Raw genomic sequence first — 18,399 nt, forward strand, 5'->3', positions numbered from 1 at the left:
GTTATGCGGCCCTCGTGTTCTTGCGGTTCAACTTGGCGATATCGATCTTCTCGGGCTGCTGCGCCTCGTGCGGATGATCGGCCCCGCCATAGACGCGAAGATTGCCCATCTGCACGCGACCGAGCGGGCCACGCGGGATCATGCGCTCGACGGCCTTCTCGAGCACGCGCTCGGGATGACGGCCCTCGAGGATCTGGCGCGCGGTGCGCTCCTTGACGTGGCCGACATAGCCGGTGTGCTTGTAGTAGGTCTTCTGCTCGCGCTTGCGACCGGTGAGGACCGCATGCTGCGCGTTGATGATGATGACGTTGTCGCCGCAATCGACGTGCGGGGTGTAGGTCGGGAGGTGCTTGCCGCGGAGCCGCATGGCGACGATGGTGGCGAGACGGCCGACGACCAGACCCTTGGCGTCGATCAGCACCCACTTCTTCGTCACCTCGGCCGGCTTTGCCGAAAAGGTTTTCATGTCAGAATTTCCGTGAGGGAGACATCGGCGCGAACACCGCACCGGACTGCGCGGTTTTCTAGAGAAGAGACGCGCAACGGTCAATGCCCAATGACGGAAATTACTTCTGTAAAATCAGTTACTTACAAATATGGTGCTATATTACCTGCAAAAACATCAAACATTTGGAATGGAATAGGTGGAGGTGACATGGGCAATCGGGTCGGGTGAGGTCCCCGACAGCAGGTTCACTTCCCCGACTGCGAGGCGCTTGCCGAGCTTGAGCAGCCGCGCCTCCGCCAGCACGTCCTGCCCGGGCTGGCCCTTGCGCAGGAAATTGATGTTGAGATTGGTGGTGACCGCGAGCCCGATCGGCCCGATCGCCGACAAAAGCACCACGTACATCGCGAAATCGGCGAGCGCCATCAGCGTCGGGCCCGACACGGTTCCACCCGGCCGCAGCATTCGTTCGCTGTAGCGCTGGCGCAGGAGGCAGGTCTGGCCGTCCGCGCTCTCGATCGTAATGTCGTCACCGCTGAAGGCCTGGGGAAATTCATCACGGAGGAACAGCTCGAGCTCCGCCACGCTCATTTTCGCTACCGCCATGCCGTTCCCCACCCTCGCTTCGCTTGTGCTGTTACATTAAGTTATCTGCGTCATCCAATTGCAATCATTTAGCGGAAATCGCGTCAATGTCCGTCCAGGTTGCCCGCGTCCCCTCCCCGCAACCACAGATCCTGCTGCGCGAGACGATCGGCAGCATCGCCGTCCTGACGCTCAACCGCCCGGCGGCGCGCAACAGCCTGTCGGAGGCGATGATCGCGAGCCTGCATGCCGAGCTCAATGAGATCCGCGACGACAAGGCCGTCCGCGGCGTGGTGATCGCGGCCAACGGTCCCGCATTCTCCGCCGGCCACGACATGAAGGAGCTCACCGCACGCCGCACCGACCCGGATCGCGGCCGCGCCTTTTTCGCCGAGATGATGAACGCCTGTAGTGCGATGATGCAGGCGATCGTGCACCTGCCAAAGCCGGTGGTCGCCGCCGTCCAGGGCATCGCGACCGCGGCCGGCTGCCAGCTCGTCGCGAGCTGCGATCTCGCGATCGCCTCCGAGGCGGCGAGCTTTGCGACACCCGGCGTCGACATCGGCCTGTTCTGCTCGACGCCGATGGTGGCGCTGTCGCGCAACGTGCCGCGCAAGCAGGCGATGGAGATGCTGCTGACGGGCGAGCCAATTCCGGCCACGCGTGCGTGCGAGATCGGGCTCATCAATCGCGTCGTCCCCGCCGGCACCGAGCGCGAGGCCGCGATTGCGCTCGCGCAGAAGGTCGCGTTGAAATCCGCCTACACGATCAAGCTCGGCAAGGAGGCGTTCTACCGCCAGGCCGAGATGAGCCTTGCAGACGCCTATCGCCATGCGGCAGAGGTGATGACCGAGAACATGATGGCGCGCGACGCCGAGGAAGGCATCGGCGCCTTCATCGAGAAGCGCACGCCGACATGGCGGGATGAATAGTCAACTCCTCATCCTGAGAGGCCGCGGAACGCGGCGTCTCGAAGGATAGAGGCCCGACTGCGGCTTCATGGTTCGAGACGCGCGTGCCGCGCTCCTCACCATGAGGGTCAGAGAAAGAAACAAATGAACCACGACGCCTATCCCGACAATTACATCCGCGGCATCCTCAACAGCGTGAAATCGATCGCGATGGTCGGCGCCTCGCCGGTCAACGTGCGGCCGAGCTACTTCGCGTTCAAATATCTGGCGCAGCGCGGCTACGACATGATCCCGATCAACCCCGGCCATGTCGACAAGGAGCTGCTCGGAAAGCCGTTCGTCGCCTCGCTCTCCGACCTCGGCCGTCCCGTCGACATGATCGACATCTTTCGCAATTCCAGCCACATCATGCCTGTCGTCGAAGAGGCGCTCACGCTGGACCCGCTGCCGAAGGTGATCTGGATGCAACTCGGCGCGCGCGACGAGGCCGCGGCGGCGAAGGCGGAGTCGGTCGGCATCAAGGTGGTCATGAACCGCTGCCCGAAGATCGAGTATGGCCGGCTGTCGTCCGAAATCTCCTGGATGGGCGTGAATTCGCGCACGCTCAGTTCGAAGCGGGCGCCGGCACCGACGCAGGGCATGCGGCTATCCCTCAATCGGATGAGTGTCGGCGGTGGCGATACCGCAGCATCGGATCGCGCCGCGAAAAACAAGAGCGAACAGAGCTGACGCAATTGCGAAGGATTTCTTTCGCGAACGCGGCAATGCGTAGCACGATCATTCCGATGTGAAGCCGCGCCTTGACGGCGAGCGCGGCGCCGATCAGCATGCCGCGCGATTTCAGACCACGAGAAACAGGACGCCCAAATGAGCGATCGCCTTCCGGGATTTTCGACTCTTGCCGTGCATGCCGGTGCACAGCCCGACCCGACCACCGGTGCGCGCGCAACGCCGATCTATCAGACGACGTCCTTCGTCTTCAACGACGCCGACCATGCCGCCTCGCTGTTCGGCCTGCAGGCGTTCGGCAACATCTATACCCGCATCGGCAACCCCACCAATGCCGTGCTCGAAGAGCGCGTCGCCGCGCTTGAAGGCGGCACGGCCGCGCTTGCGGTGGCCTCGGGCCATGCCGCGCAGGTCGTGGTATTGCAGCAATTGCTGCAGCCCGGCGACGAGTTCATCGCCGCGCGAAAGCTCTATGGCGGTTCGATCAACCAGTTCACGCACGCCTTCAAGAGTTTCGGCTGGAATGTGGTGTGGGCCGATCCCGATGACATCTCAAGCTTCGAGCGCGCGGTGACGCCGCGCACGAAAGCCATCTTCATCGAGTCCATCGCCAACCCCGCCGGCAGCATCACCGACATCGAGGCGATCTCGACGGTCGCGCGCAAGGCGGGCGTGCCGCTGATCGTCGACAACACGCTGGCTTCGCCCTACCTGATCCGCCCGATCGACCACGGCGCCGACATCGTCGTGCACTCGCTGACGAAATTCCTGGGCGGCCACGGCAACTCGCTCGGCGGCATCATCGTCGACGCCGGCACCTTCGACTGGTCCACGGGCGGCAAATACCCCATGCTGTCGGAGCCGCGCCCCGAATATCACGGCATCCGCCTCCAGGAGACCTTCGGCAATTTCGCCTTCGCGATCGCTTGCCGCGTGCTCGGCCTGCGCGATCTCGGACCGGCACTGTCGCCTTTCAATGCCTTCATGATCCTCACGGGAATCGAGACGCTGCCGCTGCGCATGCAGAGGCACTGCGAAAACGCCAAGGCGGTCGCCGAATTCCTCGCCGGCCACCCCGCGGTGGCCTCGGTGAGCTATGCCGGCCTTCCGAGCGACAAGTACAACCAGCTCGCCCGCAAATATGCGCCGAAGGGCGCCGGCGCGGTGTTCACCTTCAGCTTGAAGGGCGGCTATGACGCCGGTGTCAGCCTGGTGTCGAAACTGCAGCTGTTCTCGCACCTGGCCAATGTCGGCGACACCCGCTCGCTCGTGATCCATCCGGCCTCGACCACGCACAGCCAGCTCGACGACGCCGCCAAGATCAAGTCCGGTGCCGGCCCCGACGTGGTGCGGCTCTCGGTCGGCATCGAGGACAAGGAAGACCTGATCGCGGATCTGGAACAGGCGCTGGGAGCTTGAACTTGGAGTCGTTCCGGGGCGGTGCAAAGCACCGAACCCGGAATCTCGATATTGTCTGGTCATCTCGAGATTCCGGGTTCGGTCCTATGGACCGCCCCGGAATGACTGGACTCGGTTAACAGTCGTTAACCACATCTGCCCCATACATCGTCCTTGGACCGCCCCTTTTGATTCGGAGCCGACGATGCTGCGCTGGATGGTGCCTGCCCTTGCGGCGATGCTGACGGTTTCAGGCGCGCTGGCCGCCGATCTGCCGGCGACGCCGAAGCGGCGCGCCGCCGTGCCGCCGCAGGATCCGCCGCAGGTCTATGTCGAAACCGATCCGGATGCGCTGATCTCGCCGGCCTATGGCATCGGCAGCTACATCCGCAACCTGCCGGGCACGCCGCTGCTGCCGGGCTCCCACGCGCTACCGGGCTATTACGGCCGCCCCTGGAGCTACGATTATCAGGGCGCGTATTACGGCGGGAAGCAGGTCGATTATTTCTGGCGCCTGCCCTACGCGTGCGGCGTTTACGGCTATTGCTGATCCATGATCCGCCGGGCCGATGGCGATCAGCCGGGCTGATGGCGATCAGCCGGGCTGATGGCGATCAGCCGGGCTGACCGACCGGAACCGCACGCGGGTGTGCTTGCGCAGATTGTCGCGGGGCCAGCCGCTCGACCTGCATCACCGCAAGCGTCAACACCACGATCGCGACCGCCTGGTGGGCGAGCGCGAGATCGATCGGCACCTGGTTGAGAAGCGTGAGGATGCCGAGCACCGCCTGCAGGCTCACTGCCGCAAACAGCCACAGCGCGCCGCTCGCCGCCGCCCCTGCGCGCGAGCGCACCGCGTCGATTGCGTGCAGCGCCGCCAGCGCGAACAGCAGATAGGCGGTCATGCGGTGCTCGAACTGCACCGTCAGCACATTGTCGAACATGTTGCGCCACCATGGCGTCTCGAACCACAACCGCTCCGCCGACGGGATGAACGCGCCGTCGATCTGCGGCCAGGTGTTGTAGGCACGCCCGGCGCGCAGGCCCGCGACCAGCGCGCCGAAATAGATCTGCACGAAGGTCACGACGAGAAGCAGCGCGCTCGTGAGCCGCAGCCTCGCGGGCGCTGAGATCTGCGGCCGCTCCTTGAGCCGCCGCACCGTCCAGACGATCCCGGCGAAAATCAGGAGTGCGAGCACCAGATGTGTCGCCAGCCGATATTGCGAGACCTCGACCCGCTCGGTCAGGCCCGAGGCGACCATCCACCAGCCAACCGCACCCTGCAGACCGCCGAGAGCGAACAGCAGCCACAGCCGCCGCTTCAGTTCACCGGACAGGCCGCCGCGCCAGAGGAAGAACAGGAACGGCAAGAGATAAGCGATACCGATGAAACGCCCGAGCAGCCGGTGGCTCCACTCCCACCAGAAGATCTCCTTGAACTCGGACAGGCTCATGCCCGCGTTGAGCTCGCGATATTGCGGGATCTTCTTGTAGGCCTCGAATGCTTCGGTCCACTGCGCCTCCGAGAGCGGCGGAACACTGCCCGTGACAGGCTTCCATTCGACGATCGAGAGGCCGGATTCCGTCAGCCGCGTCGCGCCACCGACCAGCACCATCAGTGCGATCAGCGCAGCCACGGCGATCAGCCACCAGCGCACGGCGCGATGCGGCTCGGACGGGGTGGAAATCGTCGTCATTCGGGGCAAAAACCAGGCTTGAACCGGACTGCGTGCCCCTTATAGTCCCCCGCTCCCTCAGTGCAAGTTACGCGAAAGCAGCAAGCTCCCGCCATGACGATCCGCACCCGTAAGTTCCTCGGCGCCATCCTGCTCCTGGTGCTGGCCACCGTCTGGGCCCTGCTCGGGATGGCCGCCGCGCAGATGCCGTGGATCGCCGAGTCCGGCTGGCGGCAGGCGATCTACTACGTCGTGGTCGGCATGGGCTGGGTGCTGCCCGCGATGCCGATCGTGAGCTGGATGCAGCGGCCCGACCGCGTCAAATCCACTCGTTAAGTCTGGCCCATCGCGTTGCCCGTCGGTTTCACCGGCGCAAAGGCGACACCCGACGCCAGCACGCGCATCATCCGCAGCGAACGCACCCGTCCGTCCCAGGAAATCCGCGGCAGCGCGCGCAGATTGGTGCGTCCCTCCGCGTCCACGATGCCCGGGATCGTCGACACTGCGCTGGCGAATCCGGCCTCCTCCGCCATCACGACGTGGCTGCGCCGAAACGAAGAGCGATCGCCGAACGGGAAAGCGAAATGCCTGATCTCGCGGCTGAAAGCCGCTTCCGCGACGGCCTTGCCCATCGTCATCTCGCGCAGCGCGGCGGCATCCTTCATGTTGGCGAGAACAGGATAGTTAACGGTCGCGCTGCCGATCGTCACGAGCGGATCGGCGGCCAGCTTCGCAAGGTCCTCCCAATCCATCGACGCCTCGCGCGAGAGCGTGGCGAGGTCGATCCTGTAGCGCGTGCAGAGATCGGCAATCGCGGCCGACAGCTCCGCGGGCGGCAACGAGCGCAGCCAGCTCTCGATATACGAAAACAGCGCCTGCTTCTCGGCATTGTCCGTGACGGTGAAACGCTGCTCCCTGTCGCCCATCATCAGGCTGATCCGGCTCTCGCGCGCGATCACCTGTTCGAGACCGAGCCACCAGGCTTCGCCGACGCCGTCGGGAAAGGCGGTGGGCACATAGATTGTGAAAGGTACGGCATGGCGCGTCAGCACCGGATAGGCGAAGTTGATGAGATCCTTGGGCGCACCGTCGAAGGTCAGCGCCACGAAACGACGCTTCTCCGGCAGCGTCACGGCACACCGGCAGACCTCGTCCATGCCGAGGAAATCGTACCTCCACCGCTTCAGCGCGCGAATCGCGCGATCAAGAAATTCCGACGTGATCTCGTTCGCGCGCAGCGGCTGAAATCCGCGCCGCCGCGGCCGCACATGCGCAAAGCGCAGGATGACGCCGGCACCGCGACTGTGCAGCATGGCCCGGCCAGTGAACCAGGCCAGCTCGAGACGCAGCCGTTCCACCCATCTGTCGTCGGATGCCAAAATCCCATCCTTCGCGCTCGCCGGCGCCCGTTCCCTCTCCCATCGTCATTACCCTTTGTTGACCTTTGTTTGCAAAGGTCGGCAACAGGCCGAAATACGTATTTTCGATTTCTCGACAGGTTTCGCGAATGACCATGGCTGCGGCGATGCAAAGCCGGACGGCAGAAGCGCCAGCGCGGTCGAAAGCGAGCCGTATCGCGCAGGTCGATATCGTTACCGATCTCGCCGATGCCGAGGCGATCTGGCGTGCCTTCGAGGCGAACGGCCATCTCTTCACGCCTTACCAGCGCTTCGACCTGCTCAGCCCGTGGCAACGCCTGGTGGGCGCCCATGAAGGCACCCGACCGTTCATCGTGATCGCCCGCGACGCCGAGCGCCACCCGCTGCTGCTGCTGCCGCTCTCGCAACGCCAAAGCCACGGCGTGCGCACGGCCTGCTTCATGGGCGGCAAGCATACGACCTTCAACATGGGCTTGTGGAACGCCGAGTTCGCGGCGCAGGCTGGCATCACCGATCTCGACGCACTGCTTGCGCCGCTGCGACAGCATGTCGACGTGCTCGTGCTGACGCAGCAGCCGCAGCGCTGGCACGACCAGCAGAACCCGTTTGCGCTACTGCCGCGACAGAGCGCGATCAACGGCTGTCCGCGGCTGGTGATGGAGCCTGGCGGCCCGCCGGCATCGCGGATCAGCAATTCGCTCCGCCGCCGCCTCAAGAGCAAGGAAAAGAAGCTTCAGTCGCTCGCCGGCTATCGCTATCACCTGGCCACGTCCGACGCAGACATCACCCGCCTGCTCGACTGGTTCTTCCGCGTCAAGCCGGTGCGGATGGCGGAACAGAAGCTCCCGAACGTCTTCGCCGAGCCCGGCGTCGAACAGTTCGTCCGCAACGCCTGCCTTGCGCCGCGCGATGAAGGCCGCGTCATCGACATCCATGCGCTGGAATGCGACGAGGAGGTGATCGCGATCTTCGCCGGCGTCGCCGACGGCGAGCGCTTCTCGATGATGTTCAACACCTACACGATGTCCGAGCACGCCCGCTACAGCCCGGGCCTGATCCTGATGCGCTACATCATCGATCGCTGTGCCGAACACGGCTACCGCTCGCTCGACCTCGGCATCGGTTCGGACGACTACAAGCGAATGTTCTGCAAGGACGACGAGGACATTTTCGACAGCTTCGTGCCCCTGACCTCCCGCGGCAAGCTCGCGGCGATGGCGATGTCCTCGCTCAGCCACGGCAAGCGGCTGGTGAAGCAGAACCACATGCTGTTCGATATGGCCCGACGGCTGCGGCAGGCGTTCGGCTAAGAACTCGCGAGCTGGCTTCCCTTCTCCCCTTGCGGGAAGGTGGCGCGAAGCGCCGGATGAGGGGTATCTCTCCGCGAACACAGATATCGTAGGGTGGGCAAAGCGAAGCGTGCCCACCACGTCTGTCGAAAACCGCTGGAATGTGGTGGGCACGGCGCAAGTGCGCCTTTGCCCACCCTACGATTCCAGACTCGTGGAAAGATACCCCTCACCCGTCTCGCCGCTGGCGCGGCGAGCCACCCTCTCCCGCAAGGGGAGAGGAAAAGAAAAACTACGCCGCCACGACGCGCGGCGCTTCCATCGCATCTGACGGCTGCACCGGCTTGCTCAGCATCGTCACCTCGCTGAAGCCGACCTCCCTCAGCTGCTCGCACATCAGCGTGCGGGCATCAGGTGCCATCGACGCATCGGGCACCACGACGGCGCGGGCATGCGCCGTCAGCAGTTCGGCCGGAAGATCGGAGGCGCTGCCGGCATCGATCAGCACGTGGTCGTAGGCGCGCAGCAGCGCGTCGATCGCGAGCGCCACGCGCGGCGATTGCAGCAGGCTGCGGTCGAAGCCGGGACGGCCGGCCATGACCAGATGCAGTCGCGAGAGCTTGTCGCGGGTGATGATCTGGGCGAACGAGGCTTCACCCTGCATCAGCTCGGCGAGGCCCGGCGCCGACGCATCGACGGAGACCGCGGCAATCGTCGGCGAGGACGCGGCGAGATCGACAACGACGACGCGGGCATCGCGCGCCAGGTGCCGGGCGAGCGTCAACGTCGACAGCGTGATGGCTTCGCCGGGCGCCGTGCCGAGCACCGTGACCTTTTTCGCCGCCGCGCCCGCGGCACGCAGGCGGTCGGCGAGGTGCTCGATCTCGGCGAACTCCGTCACTCCGGCATCGGCCGCCATCTCCGGCTGAAGCGGCGCCGGCTCTTCTGTGACGGGTTCGACGACCGGCTCCACCACCACTTCTTGCCGAGCCACCGCCGGCTCCCCCCGAACCGCCGCCGGCATAAACACAGCTGCCGCGCGCGGCGCGGTCTGGCGCAACAGCTCACCGGTGACGACGACACCGGACGAAAGCAGCAGCGTCGCGATGGTCGCGATCAGCACAATCGGCAGCTTCTTCGGATATGCCGGCGTGTTCGAGACGATGGCGCGCGAGATGATGCGGCCGTCCGTCGGCGCGGTGTCGATAGTCTCGCGGGTATTGGCTTCGCGGTACTTGGCCAGATAAGTCTCGAGCAGGTCGCGCTGCGCCTTGGCTTCGCGCTCCAGGGCGCGGAGCTGGACATCCTGACCGTTGGTCGAGGCCGCCTGCTTCTTGAGCTGCTCGAGGCTCACGGTCAGGCCATCGACCCGACCGCTGGCGATCCGGGCGTCGCTTTCGAGCGAGCGCGAGATCTTGGCCGCTTCGTCGCGGATCTGATTGTCGAGATCGCCAAGCTGCGCCTTCAGCTCCTTGATCCGCGGGTGATTGCCGAGCAGCGTGGATGACTGTTCGGCGAGCTGCGCGCGCAGCGTCACCCTTTGCTCCGACAGCCGGCGCATCAATTCGGAGTTCACGACCTCGGATGCCTCGATCGGCTTGCCGCTCTGGAGCATCTCCTTGATCAGCCGTGCCTTGGATTCCGCATCCGCCTTCATCGAGCGCGCATTGTTGAGCTGGGTGTTCACCTCGCCCATCTGCTGGTTCGACAGCGTGGTGTTGTTGGTCCCGATGAACAGGCTCGACTTGGAACGGAAGTCCTCGACCCTCGCCTCGGCGTCCGAGACCTTCTTGCGCAAGCTCTCGATCTCGCCGGCCAGCCACTGGCTGGCGTTCTTGGCCTGCTCCTGGCGCACGCCCTGCTGGAGCACGAGATAGCCGTCGGCGATCGAATTGGCGACGCGGGCGGCAAGCTCGGGATCGGCGGACTGGAATTCGATCACGATCACGCGCGACTTGTCGACCGCATAGGCCTGGAGGCGTTCGTAATAGGCATCGAGCACGCGCTCTTCCGGCGTCATCGAGAACGGATCACGGCCGATACCAATGAGCGCGGCAAGCGACTTCAGCGGCGAGACGCCTTGCAGCACCGGGTCGAATTCGGGGCGCTCCGCGAGCTTGTTCTTCTTGATGATCTCCCGCGCGAGATCGCGCGACAACACCAGCTGCACCTGGCTGGTGACGGCCTCGGCGTCGAGAGCCTGCCGCTCCTCGGTGCGGTCGCTGTTCGGGCGCAGGAACACATTCTCGCGGCCGTCGATCAGGATGCGGGCTTCGGACTTGTAGCGGGGCGTGACGAGATTGACGACAGCGAGAGACGCAACGAGCGCCAGCACCGTCGGCACGATGATCCAGCTGCGCTTGCGCGCCAATGCCGTTCCGAGCGCGCGCAGATCGATGTCGCCGGATTCGACTTGTGCCTGCTTCGCGACGACGGGCGCATGGCCCGCTTTGACCTCGGCTTCGACCTTGGCTTCGACCTTGGGCGCGGGCTTGGGTCTCGACCTCGAGACTGCCCGCTCGATCACCGCCTTGGCCTTGCTGTCACGCCAGAACGCTAAACGCATCGAACACTCCCGCAGGGCAACGCTGCGACTCTACCTCAACCGGGGCGATTACACTCCATTAAGGTTGCCGCTGGGTTAATCGCGACGGCCGCGGCCGGCCCTGGCGCGCTCGTCACCGTTTGTTAACCATGAGGGCCCTTAATCCCTCACGATTATTTCGTGAGAATTGTTCGGCAGTCGCCGTCGAGCTGGTTTCGATCATGTCCCCCTCTCCCGACCGGCCACTTCGCATCCTGCACGCCGTGCGTGCTCCGGTCGGCGGCATCTTCCGCCACATCCTCGACGTCGCCAACGGCCAGGTCGACCGCGGCCATCATGTCGGCATTCTCGCCGACAGCCTCACCGGCGGGGAGCGTGCCGACAAGGCGCTTGCCGAGCTCGCGCCTCGGCTGAAGCTCGGCGTGCACCGGCTCGCAATCCGCCGCGAGCCGTCGCCCGACGATGTCCTGGTATGGCTTCGCATGCGGCGCCTGATCGCCACGCTCAAGCCCGACGTGATGCACGGCCACGGCGCCAAGGCCGGCGCCTTCATCCGCATGCGGCGGCGCTCCGACGACACCATCCGCATCTACACCCCGCATGGCGGTTCGCTGCACTATCCCCTCAACACCTTCAAGGGCGAGTTCTACGCGCGGCTCGAGCGCGCGCTCATGGATTCGACCGACCTGTTCCTGTTCGAGAGCGCATTTGCCCGCGACACCTATCAACGCATCGTCGGCACGCCCAAGGGCGTGGTGCGTTGCGTCTTCAATGGTGTCACTCCCGAGGAGTTCGAGCCTGTCGTAACGGCCGACGATGCCACCGACCTCGCTTATGTCGGCGAGTTCAGGCATATCAAGGGTGCGGATCTGCTGGTCGATGCCGTGGCGCAGCTGCATGCGGGCGGCAGGAAGGTCACGCTGACGCTCGGCGGCGACGGCGAGGAAACGGCGGCGCTGAAAGCGCAGGTCGAGAGGCTCGGCCTGTCCGACGCAATCCGCTTCATCGGCCACGTCAAGCCGCGCTATGGCTTCTCCAAGGGGCGGCTGCTGGTCGTCCCCTCGCGCGGCGATTCCATGCCTTACGTCGTGATCGAGGCGGGTGCCGCCGGCATTCCGATGATCGCGTCCCGCATCGGCGGTATTCCAGAGATCTTCGGCTCCGACAGCCCCGCCTTGTTTGCGCCGAGCAATCCCGAAGCCATGGCGGAGGCGATCGCCGCGGCGCTGGACGATCCGCAAACGACCACGCAGCGCGCGGCGTCCTTGCGTGAGCGCATCTCGGCACATTTCTCGCAAGCCGCCATGGTCGAGGGCGTGCTCGCCGGCTATCGCGATGCGTTTACCAATCATTAACCATCCTTAAGCTCGCTTTAGAAAATCTTCCGATTTGTTCGATAATCGAAGCGCCAGGGGATGCTTGCCCGGGGCGCGCAAGACCGTGCCGCAAGTTTTGGAATGGACGTGGACGCCCGTGGAACCGCTCAACGCACGCTCGATGCTCGATGCCGCGACCAGTGCCGCGGCAAAACCTGTTGACCAGCCCTTCGTGGAGCGCCGTCGCCGGCTCTCGCCTGCCGCGCTCGAAGTGGTCAACCAGAAGGTCGCCCGCGCCTATTCGCCGGTCGTGATCACCGGTTTCGTCCGTCTGGCCGATTTCGTGCTGCTGAGCCTCGTCGGCATTGCGCTCTATGTCGGCTATGTCATGCCGCTCTCCGGCGCCTTCAGCTGGATTTATCCCGCCGAGGTCGTCGCCGTCGCGGTCGCCGCCGTGGTCTGCTTCCAGGCCGCCGACATCTACCAGGTGCAGCTGTTCCGTGGTCAGCTCCGGCAGATGACGCGGATGATCTCGTCCTGGTCCTTCGTCTTCCTGCTGTTCATCGGCATCTCCTTTTTCGCCAAGTTCGGCAGCGAAATCTCGCGGCTCTGGCTTGCCGCCTTCTACTTCCTCGGGCTCGCCGCGCTGATTGCCGAGCGTCTGGTGCTGCGCGCGCTGGTGCGTGGCTGGGCGCGCCAGGGCCGGCTCGACCGCCGGACCATCATCGTCGGCTCCGACAGCAGCGGCGAGCAGCTGGTCGAGGCGTTGAACGCGCAGGAAGACTCCGACATCCACGTGCTCGGCGTGTTCGACGACCGCAACGACAGCCGCGCGCTCGACACCTGCGCCGGCGCGCGCAAGCTCGGCAAGGTCGACGACATCGTCGAGTTCGCGCGCCGCACCCGCGTCGACCTCGTGCTGTTCGCGCTGCCGATCTCGGCGGAAACGCGCATCCTGGAGATGCTGAAGAAGCTCTGGGTGCTGCCGGTCGACATTCGTCTGTCCGCGCACACCAACAAGCTGCGCTTCCGTCCCCGCTCCTATTCCTATCTCGGCGAGGTGCCGACGCTGGACGTGTTTGAGGCGCCGATCACCGACTGGGATCTGGTGATGAAATGGCTGTTCGACCGCGTCGTCGGCAGCCTCGCGCTGCTCGCAGCGCTGCCGGTGATGGGACTGGTGGCCCTCGCGGTGAAGCTCGACAGCCCCGGCCCGGTGCTGTTCCGCCAGAAGCGTTTCGGCTTCAACAACGAACGCATCGACGTCTACAAATTCCGCTCGATGTACCACCACCAGGCCGACCCGACCGCATCGAAGGTCGTGACCAAGAACGATCCGCGCGTCACCCGAGTCGGCCGCTTCATCCGCAAGACCAGCCTCGACGAGCTGCCGCAGCTCTTCAACGTGGTGTTCGCCGGCAATCTCTCGCTGGTCGGCCCGCGGCCGCATGCGGTGCAAGGCAAGCTCCAGAGCCGTCTGTTCGACGAAGCCGTCGACGGCTATTTCGCCCGCCACCGCGTCAAGCCGGGCATCACCGGCTGGGCCCAGATCAACGGCTGGCGCGGCGAGATCGACAACGAAGAGAAGATCCAGAAGCGCGTCGAGTTCGACCTGTATTACATCGAGAACTGGTCGGTGCTGTTCGACCTCTACATCCTCCTGAAGACGCCGGTCTCGCTGCTGACCAAGAACGAGAACGCGTATTGAGTTTCCGTCATGCCCCGGCTTGACCGGGGCATCCAGTACCCCACAGCGCCAGCCGTTTTCCGCAATGGGCGCCGCAGAGTACTGGATCGCCCGGTCAAGCCGGGCGATGACGGCGTGTTTTGTGGCGTAAGAGTTGCGTGAGCGTATGAGCGTGCGATGACGTATGCGGCGACAGCCGGGGAGATGAATGCAGCGGTCCGTGCTGCGCCCGGCGTGCTGGCGCTGCAGCGCGCGCTGGTGTGGCTGGTCGGCGCCTCCGGCGCGATCGTTTTCATCGAGCCGAGCCCCTACGAGATCGCGACGCTGCTCGCCACCGTCACCTTCTTCGCCACCGGCCTGCGCCTGAAGCTCGTTCTGATGCCGCTGGTCGCGCTGCTGGTCCTGCTCAATGTCGGCTACACCATCAGCGCGATCCCGCTATTCGATAAGCCCGAGGTGGCGAGCTGGATCGCGACCTCCTGGTACATGGCGGTGACCGTGGTGTTTTTCGCGATGGTCACGTCCGAGGACACCGCGGCGCGGCTCGACATGCTCCGCCGCGGGCTCGTGGTCGGCGCGATGGTTGCCTCGCTGTTGGCGATCGCCGGCTACTTCCACCTGATTCCCGGCGGCAACGACCTGCTCACGCTCTACGGCCGCGCGCGCGGCACCTTCAAGGACCCGAACGTGCTCGGCGCCTTCCTGATCCTGCCGGCCCTGTTCGCTCTCCAGAGCGTCGTCTCTGACAAGTTCGGCAAGGCGTTCCGCAACGTCTTCGCCTTCGGCATCATGTCGCTCGCGATCCTGCTCGCCTTCTCCCGCGCCGCCTGGGGCGGATTGGTGCTGACCTCCGCCTTCATGCTGGCGCTGATGGTGCTGACCAGCCGCACCAACGCACAGCGTTCGCGCATCATCGTCATGGCGATCGTCGCCGCGGTGCTGGGCCTCGCGCTGATCGCGGTACTGCTGTCGTTCGATTCCACCGCCGAGATGTTCAAGCAGCGCGCGAGCTTCGACCAGAGCTATGACGAAGGCCGCTTCGGCCGGTTCGGCCGGCACATCCTCGGCGCGGAGATGGCGCTCGACCTGCCGTTCGGCATCGGGCCCCTGCAATTCCACCGCTACTTCCCCGAGGACACCCACAACTCCTACCTGAACGCCTTCATGTCCGGCGGCTGGCTTTCCGGCGTGTGCTATCCCGCGCTGGTCTTCACCACCGTCATCATGGGCTTCAGGCACATCTTCGTGCGTGTACCCTGGCAGCGCGCATATCTTGCGGTCTTCTCCGCCTTCCTCGGCACCGTCGGCGAAAACTTCGTGATCGACACCGATCACTGGCGGCACTTCTGGATGATGCTGGGCGCGATGTGGGGCATGATCGCAGCGGCGCAGGCCTACAAGATCGAGGCTGACGACGAAGCTTCTTCAGCGTGAGAGCGGGACGAGAGGCCGCGGCGCACTGGATGCCCCGCCCCAGTGCGCAACTGCGCACAAGGCTGGACATGACAGCATCCGTGATGCCGCCGCCTAAGCCTCCACCCTGAACGTCAGCCCGGCGTGATCGACCAGCCGCCTGATCAGCTTGTGCTGCATCGCTGCGCCCGGCGTCCAGAAGCCGCCCGGAACATCCGTCGCATCACGCAGCAGGCAGATCGCGCATTCGGAGATCATCTTGGAGGTCGAGCCGTAGCCGGGATCGCGGTCGCCGGTGACACCGGCGCGAACCTGGCGTCCGTCCGGTGCGATCGCGACGTAGAGCAGATCGAACAAGCCGTTCTCGCGCTCCTCCTTCGACGGCCCTTCGCCCGGCTTCGGCGCGTTCGGGCCGGTCTTCTCGGCGTTGGCCGCCATCACGCGCTTTGCGTTGGCTTCGCCCTTCTCTCCGGGACCGGTCAGGACCATCTCGTCGTAGACGAACTCCTTGCCATAGGGAAAGCCCATCAGCATGTTGGAACGATGGACGTTGCGGGTGTTGATCAGCGCCATCATGAACGGCGCGGCCCAGGATTGCAGATCCTCCTCGTAAGCCGCCCGGTTGCCCTTGGGCTGCTTCGGGCCGGTGAACCCCGGCGTCAGCGCAAAATGGTCGTTGAGAATGGCAACGAGGCTGAGGTCCTTGGCGACCGCATCGAAGGTCGCCTTCGCACTGGCCGCGGTGCCGCCTGACAGCGTGCCGCGCATGTCGCGCACCCGGCCCTTCACGCGCGCAGCGGGCGCGCCGAACACGCGCCTGGCCTCTTCCTGCACGAAGAACGTGCCGAGCTCGAACGGCACGGAGTCGTAGCCGCAGGAGAACACGATGCGCGCGCCGCTCGCCTTGGCCGCCGCCTCGTACTTGTCGATCATCTGCCGCATCCAGACCGGCTCGCCGCAGAGATCGAAATAATCCGCGCCCGCAGCGACGCAGGCAGCTAACAGGTCCTCGCCATAGAACTGATACGGCCCCACCGTCGTGATCACCGACCTCGTCTGAGCGACCATCGCCTTCAGCGACGCCGCATCCGACGCATCCGCGACGATCAGCGGCGTATCCGCGGGCGCACCGATCGCGTCGCGCACCGATTTCAGCTTGTCGAGGCTGCGGCCCGCCATCGCCCATTTCAGGGACTTGTCGTCCTCGTAGTGCGCCGTCAGATATTCGGCGACGAGCTGGCCGGTGAAGCCGGTCGCGCCGTAGACGACGATGTCGAATTTCGCAGAGCTCATGGTCGGCCTTTACTTCTTCGCGTAGCTCACGCCCATGCCGGCACGGACGTCGCTTTGAATGCCATAGGGCGGAATCGGATAGCGCAGGCCGTTCCTAGCCAGCGCCTTCATGCCTTCGACTGCCTTGGCGAGATGCGACGGCTTCAAGGCCATCAGCATCTCCTCGTCCGGCACGCCGCCATAGCGCCGTTCGGCATAGCATGGCAAGGACAGGCTGGGCTCCCCGGTCTTGAGCGCCCGCCCCCAGGAATCCGCGCACGCGGTCTCGCCGACCACGCCCCATTCGAACTTCTTGTAGCCGGTATATTGCAGCCCGTTGATCAGGATGATCATCTGCCCCGGCGTCGCATAGACCAGGCAGATGTCGGGCGGATCGAGCCGGCCGCTGGCCAGCGGACTGACGGCGAGCGCCTGATATTGCCCGAACGGAACCACATCCAGCGCCTCCTGGCGCTTGCGCGCATCCTCTGCGGTACCGTGCCAGACCCCGACATAGTTTTCGCCGGCGAGCCATTTCTCGTCCTGCGGCGCAAGGCCGATCACCGCGCGGCATTGCGCGCCGACGAGGTCGTCGGCGGTGATGCCGACGGTCCATCCGAGGCGCGCGGCCATGCTGACGATCTGATCGGTGGTGTGAATTGCGTTCGGACGCCGGATCTTCGGGATCGCCTCCATCTCCGCGGCCGTTGCGAACAGCTTCATGCCGATCACCGTCGTCTTCAGCCGCAGCAGGCTGTTGAGGTCGGCGACGAGGCCGGCAAGATCGATCCTGTCTACGCTCTGCTCCTGCATGGCGGTCCCTCCCGGCCGGCGATCGCGCGCCGTGTGTTGTTGTTTTGCGACCCTCGTTCTAGTCCTTGCCCGGTCCCGGAAGCAACTCGCCGGTCCGGCCCATCAGGCGGTAAGCCAAGAGGCCGATCCACTCGCGTACGGCCACTTCAGTTCGGCCAAGTCCATCCGCGCCGACATTGGTGAAGGAAAAGAGGTCGTCACGTCCCCCCATCCGCCAGTCCACGGGATAGGCCTCGACGTCAAATCCGGCCTTGCGGAAGATCCCCATCGAGCGCGGCATGTGGAAGGCCGACGTGACCAGGAGCCAGCGCTCGCCCGGCTTTGGAGCCACCAGTTGCTTTGTGAAGATCGCGTTCTCCCAGGTGTTGCGGGAATTGCGCTCGAGGATCAGGCGCTGCTTCGGTATGCCGAGATTCTCCAGGATCGGCGCGGAGTAGTCGGCCTCCCTCGCCTCGGTCGAAACCAGGTTCGCTGAGCCTCCGGTGAAGACGATGCGCGCGTTCGGATAGCGCCGCGCGAGCTCGGCCGGCGCGAACAGACGATCGGCCGCGTGCGCGACGACGGGCGTATGGTGCGCCGCCGACAGATCGGTATCGACGGAGCCGCCGAGCACGATGATGCCGTCGGGCGCGCCGCGCGACGGATCCCAGGCCGGAAAGCGCGACTCCAGCGGATAGATCAGGAGATTGCCGAGCGGCGAGAACGCAGCGAGTCCCAGCACCACCAGCGTGATCACCGCGAGCCTGCGGCCGAGCGCGGCAAAGCGCGTCGCCATCAGCACGACAGACAGGATGCCGAGCTCGACCAGGAGATTGATCGGCAGCAGCGCGACGCCGAGGGTCTTGGAAAGAACAAAAAACAGGGGAGCCTCGCTGAAATCATCGTGCATGTCTGTGCAGGGCTTGACCGGCCCCACCATCTTCAGAAATCTTCTTGAAAGA

17 protein-coding genes are annotated in these 18,399 nt (G+C 65.0%); 9 read left to right on the top strand and 8 right to left on the bottom strand.

Annotated features, from left to right (window positions below; all coding sequences use genetic code 11):
* Window position 1: 1 nt before the first annotated feature.
* Both rplM and ABIA42_RS16170 read right to left on the bottom strand, forming a co-directional pair.
* A complete protein-coding gene (rplM, locus tag ABIA42_RS16165; protein ID WP_018642440.1) occupies window positions 2-466 on the bottom strand; it encodes a 50S ribosomal protein L13 in 465 nt (154 codons plus the stop codon).
* Between the two features lie 156 nt (window positions 467-622).
* Complete coding sequence (locus tag ABIA42_RS16170; RefSeq protein ID WP_271529359.1) at window positions 623-1,051, bottom strand: PaaI family thioesterase; 429 nt, start codon at window positions 1,049-1,051, stop codon at window positions 623-625.
* A gap of 86 nt (window positions 1,052-1,137) precedes the next feature.
* Here ABIA42_RS16170 and ABIA42_RS16175 point away from each other — a divergent pair, with 86 nt between their 5' ends.
* The 4 genes from ABIA42_RS16175 to ABIA42_RS16190 all read left to right on the top strand — a co-directional run bounded on the left by ABIA42_RS16175 (window position 1,138) and on the right by ABIA42_RS16190 (window position 4,618).
* Window positions 1,138-1,962, top strand: coding sequence for an enoyl-CoA hydratase (locus tag ABIA42_RS16175; protein WP_370123320.1), 825 nt, complete (start codon window positions 1,138-1,140; stop codon window positions 1,960-1,962).
* 123 nt (window positions 1,963-2,085) lie between these two features.
* Entirely contained in the window at window positions 2,086-2,670 is a 585-nt protein-coding gene (locus ABIA42_RS16180; RefSeq protein WP_370123317.1) for a CoA-binding protein, read from the top strand.
* A 138-nt stretch (window positions 2,671-2,808) separates the two neighbouring features.
* Window positions 2,809-4,089, top strand: a complete 1,281-nt coding sequence (locus tag ABIA42_RS16185) for an O-acetylhomoserine aminocarboxypropyltransferase (RefSeq protein WP_271529362.1) — start codon at window positions 2,809-2,811, stop codon at window positions 4,087-4,089.
* 184 nt (window positions 4,090-4,273) lie between these two features.
* Window positions 4,274-4,618 carry a hypothetical protein gene (locus ABIA42_RS16190; protein ID WP_271529363.1) on the top strand — a complete coding sequence of 115 codons (345 nt, stop codon included), beginning with the start codon at window positions 4,274-4,276 and terminating at the stop codon, window positions 4,616-4,618.
* 64 nt (window positions 4,619-4,682) lie between these two features.
* Here ABIA42_RS16190 and ABIA42_RS16195 read toward each other — a convergent pair whose 3' ends face one another.
* On the bottom strand, window positions 4,683-5,765 hold the full coding sequence (locus tag ABIA42_RS16195; protein WP_370123314.1) for a COX15/CtaA family protein: 1,083 nt from the start codon (window positions 5,763-5,765) through the stop codon (window positions 4,683-4,685).
* Between the two features lie 93 nt (window positions 5,766-5,858).
* Between ABIA42_RS16195 and ABIA42_RS16200 the strand changes: the two genes are divergently transcribed.
* The gene (locus tag ABIA42_RS16200) at window positions 5,859-6,080 is read left to right on the top strand and encodes a DUF2842 domain-containing protein (protein WP_028178822.1); all 222 of its coding nucleotides are present in this window, start codon (window positions 5,859-5,861) and stop codon (window positions 6,078-6,080) included.
* On the opposite strand, the gene ABIA42_RS16205 is transcribed toward ABIA42_RS16200, so the two are convergent.
* Window positions 6,077-7,123, bottom strand: a complete 1,047-nt coding sequence (locus ABIA42_RS16205) for a polysaccharide deacetylase family protein (RefSeq protein WP_370123310.1) — start codon at window positions 7,121-7,123, stop codon at window positions 6,077-6,079. The genes ABIA42_RS16200 and ABIA42_RS16205 overlap by 4 nt on opposite strands.
* 128 nt (window positions 7,124-7,251) lie before the next feature.
* Here ABIA42_RS16205 and ABIA42_RS16210 point away from each other — a divergent pair, with 128 nt between their 5' ends.
* A complete protein-coding gene (locus tag ABIA42_RS16210) occupies window positions 7,252-8,433 on the top strand; it encodes a GNAT family N-acetyltransferase (protein WP_370123308.1) in 1,182 nt (393 codons plus the stop codon).
* A gap of 271 nt (window positions 8,434-8,704) precedes the next feature.
* On the opposite strand, the gene ABIA42_RS16215 is transcribed toward ABIA42_RS16210, so the two are convergent.
* Window positions 8,705-10,978 carry a GumC family protein gene (locus ABIA42_RS16215; protein WP_370143792.1) on the bottom strand — a complete coding sequence of 758 codons (2,274 nt, stop codon included), beginning with the start codon at window positions 10,976-10,978 and terminating at the stop codon, window positions 8,705-8,707.
* A gap of 200 nt (window positions 10,979-11,178) precedes the next feature.
* Between ABIA42_RS16215 and ABIA42_RS16220 the strand changes: the two genes are divergently transcribed.
* From ABIA42_RS16220 to ABIA42_RS16230, 3 genes are all read left to right on the top strand, one after another.
* A complete protein-coding gene (locus tag ABIA42_RS16220) occupies window positions 11,179-12,312 on the top strand; it encodes a glycosyltransferase family 4 protein (RefSeq protein WP_370123302.1) in 1,134 nt (377 codons plus the stop codon).
* A 118-nt stretch (window positions 12,313-12,430) separates the two neighbouring features.
* Complete coding sequence (locus tag ABIA42_RS16225; RefSeq protein WP_271529370.1) at window positions 12,431-13,981, top strand: undecaprenyl-phosphate glucose phosphotransferase; 1,551 nt, start codon at window positions 12,431-12,433, stop codon at window positions 13,979-13,981.
* Window positions 13,982-14,137: 156 nt separating this feature from the next.
* Entirely contained in the window at window positions 14,138-15,394 is a 1,257-nt protein-coding gene (locus ABIA42_RS16230; protein ID WP_271529371.1) for an O-antigen ligase, read from the top strand.
* Window positions 15,395-15,487: 93 nt separating this feature from the next.
* On the opposite strand, the gene ABIA42_RS16235 is transcribed toward ABIA42_RS16230, so the two are convergent.
* From ABIA42_RS16235 to ABIA42_RS16245, 3 genes are read right to left on the bottom strand one after another with little or no spacing between them, the layout of a single operon-like run.
* On the bottom strand, window positions 15,488-16,666 hold the full coding sequence (locus ABIA42_RS16235) for a trans-acting enoyl reductase family protein (RefSeq protein WP_370123297.1): 1,179 nt from the start codon (window positions 16,664-16,666) through the stop codon (window positions 15,488-15,490).
* Between the two features lie 9 nt (window positions 16,667-16,675).
* The gene (locus ABIA42_RS16240) at window positions 16,676-17,458 is read right to left on the bottom strand and encodes a DUF169 domain-containing protein (protein ID WP_370123294.1); all 783 of its coding nucleotides are present in this window, start codon (window positions 17,456-17,458) and stop codon (window positions 16,676-16,678) included.
* Window positions 17,459-17,516: 58 nt separating this feature from the next.
* The gene (locus ABIA42_RS16245) at window positions 17,517-18,284 is read right to left on the bottom strand and encodes a YdcF family protein (RefSeq protein ID WP_370124082.1); all 768 of its coding nucleotides are present in this window, start codon (window positions 18,282-18,284) and stop codon (window positions 17,517-17,519) included.
* Between the last annotated feature and the right edge of the window lie 115 nt (window positions 18,285-18,399).

Source organism: Bradyrhizobium sp. USDA 327, from assembly GCF_041262065.1.
GTDB classification, from domain to species: Bacteria; Pseudomonadota; Alphaproteobacteria; order Rhizobiales; family Xanthobacteraceae; genus Bradyrhizobium; species Bradyrhizobium liaoningense.